This is a genomic window from Campylobacter sp. RM16187 (genome assembly GCF_025319965.1).
Taxonomy (GTDB): domain Bacteria; phylum Campylobacterota; class Campylobacteria; order Campylobacterales; family Campylobacteraceae; genus Campylobacter_A.
Genome location: NZ_CP012549.1, coordinates 874,526 through 883,447, shown reverse-complemented (window position 1 = coordinate 883,447; position 8,922 = coordinate 874,526). Strand labels below are relative to the sequence as shown.

General features: G+C 34.9%; 7 protein-coding genes, 1 tRNA gene and 2 pseudogenes. 5 read left to right on the top strand and 5 right to left on the bottom strand.

The genetic code is table 11. From position 1 onward, the window contains the following. Complete coding sequence (gene truA, locus CDOMF_RS04965; protein WP_260953023.1) at positions 1-723, top strand: tRNA pseudouridine(38-40) synthase TruA; 723 nt, start codon at positions 1-3, stop codon at positions 721-723. Between the two features lie 2 nt (positions 724-725). Here truA and CDOMF_RS04960 read toward each other — a convergent pair. From CDOMF_RS04960 to CDOMF_RS04955, 3 genes and pseudogenes are all read right to left on the bottom strand, one after another. After that, positions 726-2,180 (bottom strand): annotated as a pseudogene (locus tag CDOMF_RS04960) (DNA translocase FtsK); the annotation flags it as partial. A 309-nt stretch (positions 2,181-2,489) separates the two neighbouring features. Then, a pseudogene (locus CDOMF_RS10855) lies at positions 2,490-2,795 on the bottom strand (DNA translocase FtsK 4TM domain-containing protein); the annotation flags it as partial. 80 nt (positions 2,796-2,875) lie between these two features. After that, entirely contained in the window at positions 2,876-5,128 is a 2,253-nt protein-coding gene (locus CDOMF_RS04955) for a flagellin N-terminal helical domain-containing protein (RefSeq protein ID WP_260953021.1), read from the bottom strand. A 133-nt stretch (positions 5,129-5,261) separates the two neighbouring features. Between CDOMF_RS04955 and CDOMF_RS04950 the strand changes: the two genes are divergently transcribed. The 4 genes from CDOMF_RS04950 to CDOMF_RS04935 all read left to right on the top strand — a co-directional run bounded on the left by CDOMF_RS04950 (position 5,262) and on the right by CDOMF_RS04935 (position 8,016). Beyond that, positions 5,262-5,999 (top strand): YaaA family protein, encoded by a 738-nt coding sequence (locus CDOMF_RS04950; RefSeq protein WP_260953020.1) that lies wholly within the window; start codon positions 5,262-5,264, stop codon positions 5,997-5,999. Positions 6,000-6,119: 120 nt separating this feature from the next. Next, the gene (locus tag CDOMF_RS04945; protein WP_260953019.1) at positions 6,120-6,422 is read left to right on the top strand and encodes an HU family DNA-binding protein; all 303 of its coding nucleotides are present in this window, start codon (positions 6,120-6,122) and stop codon (positions 6,420-6,422) included. Positions 6,423-6,534: 112 nt separating this feature from the next. Then, positions 6,535-6,621 (top strand) — tRNA-Leu (locus tag CDOMF_RS04940). Between the two features lie 195 nt (positions 6,622-6,816). Continuing rightward, the gene (locus tag CDOMF_RS04935) at positions 6,817-8,016 is read left to right on the top strand and encodes a tyrosine-type recombinase/integrase (RefSeq protein ID WP_260953018.1); all 1,200 of its coding nucleotides are present in this window, start codon (positions 6,817-6,819) and stop codon (positions 8,014-8,016) included. Here the strand turns inward: CDOMF_RS04935 and CDOMF_RS10850 are convergent. Then, positions 7,967-8,167 (bottom strand): helix-turn-helix domain-containing protein, encoded by a 201-nt coding sequence (locus CDOMF_RS10850; RefSeq protein ID WP_442863523.1) that lies wholly within the window; start codon positions 8,165-8,167, stop codon positions 7,967-7,969. The two genes, CDOMF_RS04935 and CDOMF_RS10850, sit on opposite strands and share 50 nt — an antisense overlap. An 11-nt stretch (positions 8,168-8,178) precedes the next feature. Beyond that, on the bottom strand, positions 8,179-8,919 hold the full coding sequence (locus CDOMF_RS04930; protein ID WP_260953017.1) for an antA/AntB antirepressor family protein: 741 nt from the start codon (positions 8,917-8,919) through the stop codon (positions 8,179-8,181). Positions 8,920-8,922 lie beyond the last annotated feature (3 nt).

The window sequence follows — 8,922 nt, the reverse complement described above, 5'->3', positions numbered from 1 at the left end:
TTGAAAATAAAACTAATATTTAGCTACGATGGCTCCAAATTTCAAGGATCTCAAACACAACCGCACGAAAACGGAGTAGAAGATGAACTCGGTATAGCCTTAGCCCATGTTGGAATCTTTGACAAGATCACATCAAGCTCTAGAACCGATAAAGACGTACACGCCAATAATCAAGTTGCAAGCGTTAGATGCGGAGATCATTTTAAAGACTTTAAAAGACTGGCCGATCTAATAAATCGCCACGCTCACCCGCATATTCATATAAAAAAAATTTTAAGAGTTGATGATAACTTTCATCCCCGATATAATGCTAAATTTAGGCAGTATAGATATATTATAAATCATGGAGATTTTAGCCCTTTTTTAAGTCAATATCAGACATTTTTGCCAAAATTTGATATAGATAAGACAAATAAGCTTTTAGCACTTTTTATAGGCGAGCATGATTTTAGCGCATTTATGAAAGTTGGAAGCGATACAAAAAGTCCTGTTCGCACTATAACTAAAGCATTTTGCTACTCTTATAAAGAAAAGACCATTATAGTTTTTAAGGCTAACGGTTTTTTACGCGCTCAAATTCGTCTAATGGTGGCTACGATACTAAAGGCTTTAAGGCTAGAAAATGGAGCAGATTTAATAAATTTAGCCCTACAAGACAAACAACCTCTTACGCGAATACCCGCCCCACCAAACGGACTTTATCTAAATAGAGTTTTTTACTAAAATTATAAAATATCCCTTTGCCCTTTGGCATTTACAGGGCTTAGCACACCCATTTGCTCCATCTGTTCTATTATAGTAGCAGCCCTGTTGTAACCTATTTTAAGGCGGCGCTGCAAGTAGCTTATGGATGTCTTTTGTTCGCTCAATACAATCTCTTTGGCTTCATCATATAGCTCGTCTAGTTCGCCACTGCCAATAGCTCCGCTAGAAGTAGAACCGACTCCTTCCGTGCCATTTTCAGCTAAAAATCTATCATCATATACGACATCTTGTTGAGCTTTTAGAAATTCCACTATCTTTTCTATCTCTTTTTCACTTGCAAAAGGTGCGTGCAGACGTATGATACCCGGGCTTCCAGGAGGAGTAAACAACATGTCGCCTCGTCCAAGCAAGCTTTCGGCACCCATTTGATCAAGAATGACCTTACTGTCTACTCTTTGCCCTACCCTATAACTAATGCGACTTGGCAAATTTGCCTTTATAAGTCCCGTTACCACATCCACACTTGGACGCTGAGTAGCCACTATAAGGTGTATTCCGCTAGCTCTTGCCATTTGAGCCAGGCGACCGATATATATTTCCACATCCTTACCGCTTGTCATCATAAGATCTGCTAACTCATCTATTATAACAACTATATATGGCAGCTGCTCTCCGCCTTCTGCTTTCATCTTCTCATTGTAGCTTTCGATATTTTTAGTACGAGTATGGCTCATTATCGTATATCTACGCTCCATTTCAGAGACCATATTTGCAAGTGCTGTTATAGCCTGCTTAGACTGAGTAATAACCGGTGTTAAGAGGTGTGGAATATCATTATAGATGCTAAATTCAAGCATCTTAGGATCTATCATCATAAGGCGTAAGGTCTGCGGACTATTTCTGTAAAGCAAACTTAAAAGCATGGCGTTTATGCCCACACTCTTACCGCTTCCTGTGGTTCCTGCTATAAGAAGATGAGGAAGCTTTTTAAGATCTGTTACGAAAGGCGCCCCCACTATATCCTTGCCAAGCGCGATAGTTAGAGGGCTTGAGGCATTTTTATAAATTTCACTATCTAAAATTTCTTTTAAATATATTGTTTCTATATTTTGGTTTGGCACCTCAATACCTATTACGTCTTTGCCAGGAATTGGCGCTTGAATACGTATTGTTTGGGCGCGAAGAGCCATAGCAATATCATCTTGCAAGGTCAAAATCTTACTTACTTTTATATGTGGAGCCAAACGAAACTCGAATGTAGTTACAATAGGGCCGGTGTAGGTGCGAACCACATCACCATCTATCTTAAATTTGCGAAGTTTATCCAAAAGATCTGAAATTTTCTGATCAATCTCAACCTCATTTATATTATGTGAACGCTTTGGGGGATCGTTTAGAAATTTAAGCGGTGGAAGCTCAAAATCCTTTGGTTTTTCTACCTTACCCTTATCAAGCTCGTCTAGTAGCTTTTTGTTTTCCACTACCTCATTTAAAATCTCAACTCCATTTATAGTAGAAATTTGCGTTTTTTCTTCACAATCCAAAATCTCATCATATCCAGATAAATTCTGCTTTGTTTCATCTTGGTTTAAATTTTCTATATTTTCACATTTTTTCTTTTTTGCAATCGGTTTTGGCTCTTTATATTGAGCTTGTGCTAAATTTTTAGGCTCTTTTTTTGTAGGTTCCACAAAGGCTCTTTTTAGTATTATCACTATATTCTCTTGAGCAATAAGTCCAAAAGCCAAAATGAAAATCATAGCTATAAAAACCCATGTGCCTATAACTCCGATGATATCCTTTAAAGCTAAAATCGCAAAATTACCAATAAGACCGCCATAATCGGAGTTTGAATTAGCCTGAAACATCAAAAACGCAAAAAATAAAAGTATAACTCCAGAAACTATTTGCGCCAAATCCCAATCAAGATTTTTTACGAATTTACAAATATAGTAAGCAAAAAAGATAAAAACAAAAGGGTAAATATAGCCGATAAATCCAAACAGTTTAAAGTTTGTTTCACCTAAAATTTTACCAAAGCTCCCTACAAAATTTGCATCAGGAGCTATGGTAGCAACTCCAAAAAACATTAAAAAACATATAACAACAACTAAAATCGACTCTCTTAAAATTTTAAATCCTTTATAAAAAGCCTGATTATAGCGTATTTTTACATATAGTTTAATAGAGTTAGCTGATTAACCTTTGCAACAGATTGCAACATAGCTTGATATGACATCATTTTTTGCATAAGATGCATATAAGTCTCTCCATAGTCGGCATCTACTATCTCTGATTTTACTGTTTTAACATTTACCGATAGTATGCTTGCTCTTGTATTTGTGTCTTTTAATGAGTTAGAAAGAGCACCTACCTTGGTATGTAGCTTATTTACGTGATCAAATATATGATCTATCCTCTCTATTGCGCCTTGGATTCCAGAATTTCTAGGATCTGGTCCATTTGAATCGGCACGATACTGTCCTAGTCTTACAGCCTCTATCATATTGTCAAGATCGCTAAATATATCCACGCTTGGCACGTCTATATCAAGTGCGTTATTCGCAGAAAAAGTAAAAACAGAGCCAACTCCTTGAGAAGTAGCCGGAGTATTACCGGTGCTATCACCGGCAAAAATATCCGAATTTCTTCTATCAAAAATAGCAACCTCAATAGGAGTATTTGTATTTTGCTTATCGGTTATCTTAATTCTTCCTCTATGATCCATATTTACCTCTACGCTACCTTGAGCGTCTTTAATGGATTGCTGATAGGCTAAAAAAGATTTCTCAAGCTGAGTTAATCCTGGAGGATTAACTATGGCATCAGGATTTGGTATATTGTCGTTAACTACAAAAGAGATAATATCATTAAGTTGTCTAAAAGTTACATCTTTTGCGTGAGTTCTAACGCCATCTATACTATCTGTAACAGGATTATATACACTATCCCACACAGGAGTATTATAGTTTACTGCTGCACCATCGGGCATTGTTCCCTTTATAGTGAAATTTGGATTTAATCCATTTAGGCTAAATGTCATAGACACAGTATATTTTCCACCATGCTTTGACTTGATACTCATCTGCAAAGATTGTCCATCAATATTATATTTTCTGCTTTCGCCATTGTATAATTTTTCAGTTCCGGCAACTTCACTTAATGTAGTATTATCTGTCGCAAATTCTCCACTTTTTCTTGCGATCTGAGAAACAGTACCTACGACATGCCTGCCGTCATTTTTAAATTTCACCCTATCATAATCAAAGGCATTGGTTTGATTACCATTTATATCATTGTAATTGCTTTTAACAAATTCCGTTACTACAAAGTCATTTGGATTTGCATTTACCATAGCTTCTAAGTCTTCAAGACTATTAGTAGGATTAAAATGATTAGAAGCTGTATTGATATTGGCAGTGGTCAGAGCTTGCTCGTTATCTAATTTTCTTGTAACGCCTATCATATGAAAATCTATTACCTGATTTCCTTTTGATAGATCTTTGATATTAAATTGCCCTTCGTTATTTATCGTGACATCTACAACTCTATTATTTGGAGTATTTCCGTATTCGGTTCCGATTTTTTCCATGAGATCTTTTATGGAAGCGTCAGCTGTCATTTGAAATTTACTTGTAAAAGTTGTTCCGTCAGGCTTTTTACCCTGTAGATAAAATGTCGTATTTTGAAATGATTTTGCATTAGGTCCGCCAAAATCCAAATCGGATAGAGTTTTTTCATCCTTAACATAGTTAAAACCGATCATATTTCTGATCTTGCTCTCTTCGTTCAGATATTTTATATTATCATGTCTATTTAAAACGCTTTGATCGGTTAGCATTACATTTGTGCTTATATGCTTGTTATAATCACCATCTCTACCTAGAAATAACTCTTCTCCTGGCATGTTATAAGCCAGCTTAACCTGTGAGCCTCCGACCACTCTCATCTCTTGAGAATTTCCAAAATACTGATTTGTAGTGCCATTTATCGGCTTTGTATTAATAGCGCTTCCAGAAAATAAAAACTGCCCATTTATAGATGTGTTTGCGATATTTACAAGATGGTTTTTTATGCCTTGTAGATCATTTGCCAAAGCCTCTCTTGAAGTTTTTGAATGATGTTCATTTCCGGCCTGAACAAGCTTTGTTTTAAACAGTTCAAGTTTTTCTTTAAATTCTTTTAAAGCTTTATCCGTATTAAGAGAAAAACTGCCAGCCTTAGAGGTCGCGTCTTGAACTTGATTTAGCGTTGCAACCTCATAATCAAGCCTCATGCCATCATTATAAATACTGCTATCTTCAAATGAATTTTGTATCTTTAATCCGCTTGAAATTTGAGTATTTAGCCTATAAAGTTCCTTCATATTTACTTGGTAGTTGTATGTATCGTTAAATTTCATTAGTTGATTGGTAATACGCATATCTATATCCTAATATTTCTATAAACTTTTAGAAGCAATTTAAGTTCCAATTCATGAATTATCGTCAAATTTAAAAATTTATTTAGTTTAGAGTATTATTAGGCTTTAAAATTTTACTTTTATCGAGGCGGTTATGAAAATTTTATTCTCTCCAAGCGAGGCAAAAAGTGCCGTAAAATCAAATAAATTTATAGACAAAAATAGCTTTATATTTCCAGAGCTATATGATCTAAGGATTGAAATTTTAAATCAATACAATGAATTTTTAAAAAGAGCTACAACAAGCGAACTATCAAAGCTATTCGGACTTAAAAATTTAGAAGAGTGCGAAAATTTAAGAGAGGATATTTTTAAAAAAAGTGCTATAAAAGCTGTTTTAAGATACGAAGGCGTAGCCTACAAGCACTTAAACTATAAAAATTTAGACACTAAAGCTCAAAATTTTATCGATAAAAACGTAATGATATTCTCAAATTTATTCGGAGGCATTTTGGCTGGAGATGAAATTTGTGAGTATAAACTAAAGCAGGGAGAAAAAATAGACAAATTAAATATTGAAAAATTTTATAAAGAACATTTTTCCTTAGCAATAGATAACTGGCTCAAAGATGATGACATACTAGACTTAAGAGCTGAATTTTATGAAAAATTTTATGAAATAAAAAAGCCTTTTACGACTTTTAAATTTATAAAAAACGGCAAAGTCGTAAGCCATTATGCCAAAGCTTACCGAGGAATTATTTTAAGAGAAATAGCAAAAGCAAGGATTGAAACAATTGACGAACTAAGCAAATTAAATTTAGAGAATTTAATGCTAATTGATATCAAAAAAAATGGATTCAAAAATGAGTTTTATATGCAAATTTTATAAAAAATTCACTTTTTTTATAAAAAACTACATTTTTTAATGAAATTTAGGTTTCAAAACTATTGTTTTTTTTCAAAAAACGTTGTAAAATGCCTATATATCACTTCTTAAAAGGATGGTTCTATGAAAAAAGCTGAATTTATTCAAGCTGTCGCCGAAAAGGCTGGTCTTTCAAAAAAAGATTCTCTAAAAGCTGTTGATGCCGCTCTAGAGACAATCAAAGAAGCTCTTACTGCTGGCGGTAGCGTTAGCTTCATAGGTTTTGGTACTTTTAGCACAGCTGATAGAGCTGCAAGAAAAGCTAGAGTTCCAGGAACTAAGAAAGTTATTGATGTACCTGCTAGTAAAGCGGTCAAATTTAAAGTTGGCAAAAAGCTGAAAGAAGCAGTTGTGGCTGGTGCTGGCAAAAAAGGCAAAAAGAAATAATTTCTTTTCATAGAAGCTCCTTGCGGAGCTTCTTATTTATCCAAAATTTTAAATATTCTTTCAAAATTTAATATATCTTTTATCTCTTTTAGGTAAAATACAATTCTTTTTGGCCCGAGTGGTGAAACTGGTAGACGCGCCAGACTCAAAATCTGGTAAGGGCAACCTTGTGTCGGTTCGAGTCCGACCTCGGGCACCATTTATACTTTCCAAAACATTTCACATCTTTTCATTTTGTTTCAAATAAGCCCCTAAAATACGCTGTTTTGTTAAAAATACATTTTCATATTTAATCATTTTATTTCATCTTTTTTCATCTCTTGCCAGATTTTTTTACGGAGTTTTTAACGGAGTTTTTATAAAATATCAAAAATAATCCGTAAAAAGAGTAACAATGCCTAAAATAAACGCTCCGCTAACAGATAAGCTAATAAAGTCACTAAAACCAAAAGAAAAAGAGTATAAGAAATCGGACGGCAAAAATTTATACCTATTTGTAACACCAATCGGGCGTAAATATTTTGCTTTCGAGTTTAAAAGCCCGATAACTCAAAAAATCAGGCGAATGGCTCTAGGCGAATACCCTACTCTTAGTCTTGCCGAAGCAAGAGAGCGCAAAATGGAGCTTCTAAAGCAGATTGCAAGCGGAGATGACCCGCTCATCATCAAGACCTCATCAGATACGACACTTAAAAGTATAGCTATGGAGTGGTTAAACATCAAAGCTACAAAAGTCGCTAAAACTACACTTGATAAACAAATTATAAGGCTTGAAAGGCATCTTTTCCCGTTTTTAGGCTCCAAAGAGATTAACGATATAACAAAAGCGGACATTATCAGCATTTTAAGAAAGATAGAAAAGACAGGGCATTTTGAAACTATGAATAGAATTTATATGCTTTGCTCTCAGATATGGCGATACGCCGTTGGAGTAGATAAAGTAAGCCATAACATCATATCCGACATCAACTATCAATACACATTCAAATCAGGCAAGGTTAAAAATTTCTCAACACTTACCAGCCATGATGACATCAAAAGACTACTAATAGCCGTTAATAATTACAATGGAGATATAAAAACTAAATTCGCTCTAAAACTTGCCATATATACTGCTGTTAGACCATTTAATATAAGAAGCGCAAGATGGGATGAGTTTGATTTTGAAAATGGCATATGGCAAATTTCAAGCGAAAAGATGAAAATGCGTGAAACTTTTACTCTTCCGCTATCAAAGCAAGCAATTAAGCTATTAAATGAGTATAAAAGTAACACTTTACCAAATGATTTTTTATTTCCTAGTATTAAAAACGGCAAATTTATGAGCGAAAACACTTTGAATTTGGCTCTTAGGCGCATGGGCTTTAGTAAAGACGAAATAGTATCTCATGGCTTTAGGGCTATGTTTAGCACAATTACAAATGAAAATGCTCATATTCACGGATTTAGCCCAGATGTTATAGAAAGATGCCTAGCACACAAAGAGAAAGACAAGATAAGAGAGGCATATAACAGGGCTAATTATATGCCTTTAATGCGAGGGCTTATGCAGTGGTGGGCTGATTGGCTGAATAATCTTGAGTGCTTTGAATAAAAGCATTAATGTCCGATCTAGAGTAAAGGTTTAGTTTTGAAGATCTTTGAAATTTTTTGATCTTGCCAGCCTTGCAAAGCCTCCATAGAGTGCTTACACTACATTTTAAAATCTCCTGAGCTTGCGCCCTTGTTATAAAATCACTTTGCATAATAGACTCCTTTAAGCGCTTTTTGAAAAGTCAAATTCTATCTTTGGCGATAGTGCAACCTGTCCTCTGCTTGTTACTTTGGTAGTAAAGGTTTGCATATTGCCTCTTGTTGTTACAATTGTGTTTGTCACTACTTCAAAGTAGCCGTTATCTATATATTTTTGATATGGCATATTGTCTTTTTGCAAATATCCATTTTCTCTAAGCCATCTAAAAAGTCTTTTTTGCCCCACGTTTATTTTGTCATTACTGCATAGCGCCTTCGCATAATCACCTATGTTTATGCTAGTTGCTCCTGCTTCAACTGCTTTGGCAAATGTTACATATGGCAAATTAGCTTTTTGCTCAGCCTCTAAAGCTTCGATTTGCTCTTGCTGTTCTAGAGCTAAGAGCAGAGCTTCTTTCATAGTGCTTGGGGCTTTAATGCGCCTTGTTAGTTGCTTTTCACACTCTATAAAATACCTGCGTATCTCTTTGCCTTTTTGATTTCTTTCAAGCATTGCTATTTCCTTAGCAAGATCTAAGGTTATGATGTATTCAATGCGTTCTGTTGCGCCGATTTCTCGCTCCACTTTTTTGGCGAATGACGTATAATCGGTATTTTCAACGGCATCAGCTTCGTCTATCCTTCTCTTGATCCAATTTGAAAAGTCTGTTTTGCTCTCCAAAAACATATGCAGATCTCTTGCATTTACTGCATTGACCTCATCAGTGTTCATTCTTACTTGTGAAATTTTGATTAATTCATTCATAGC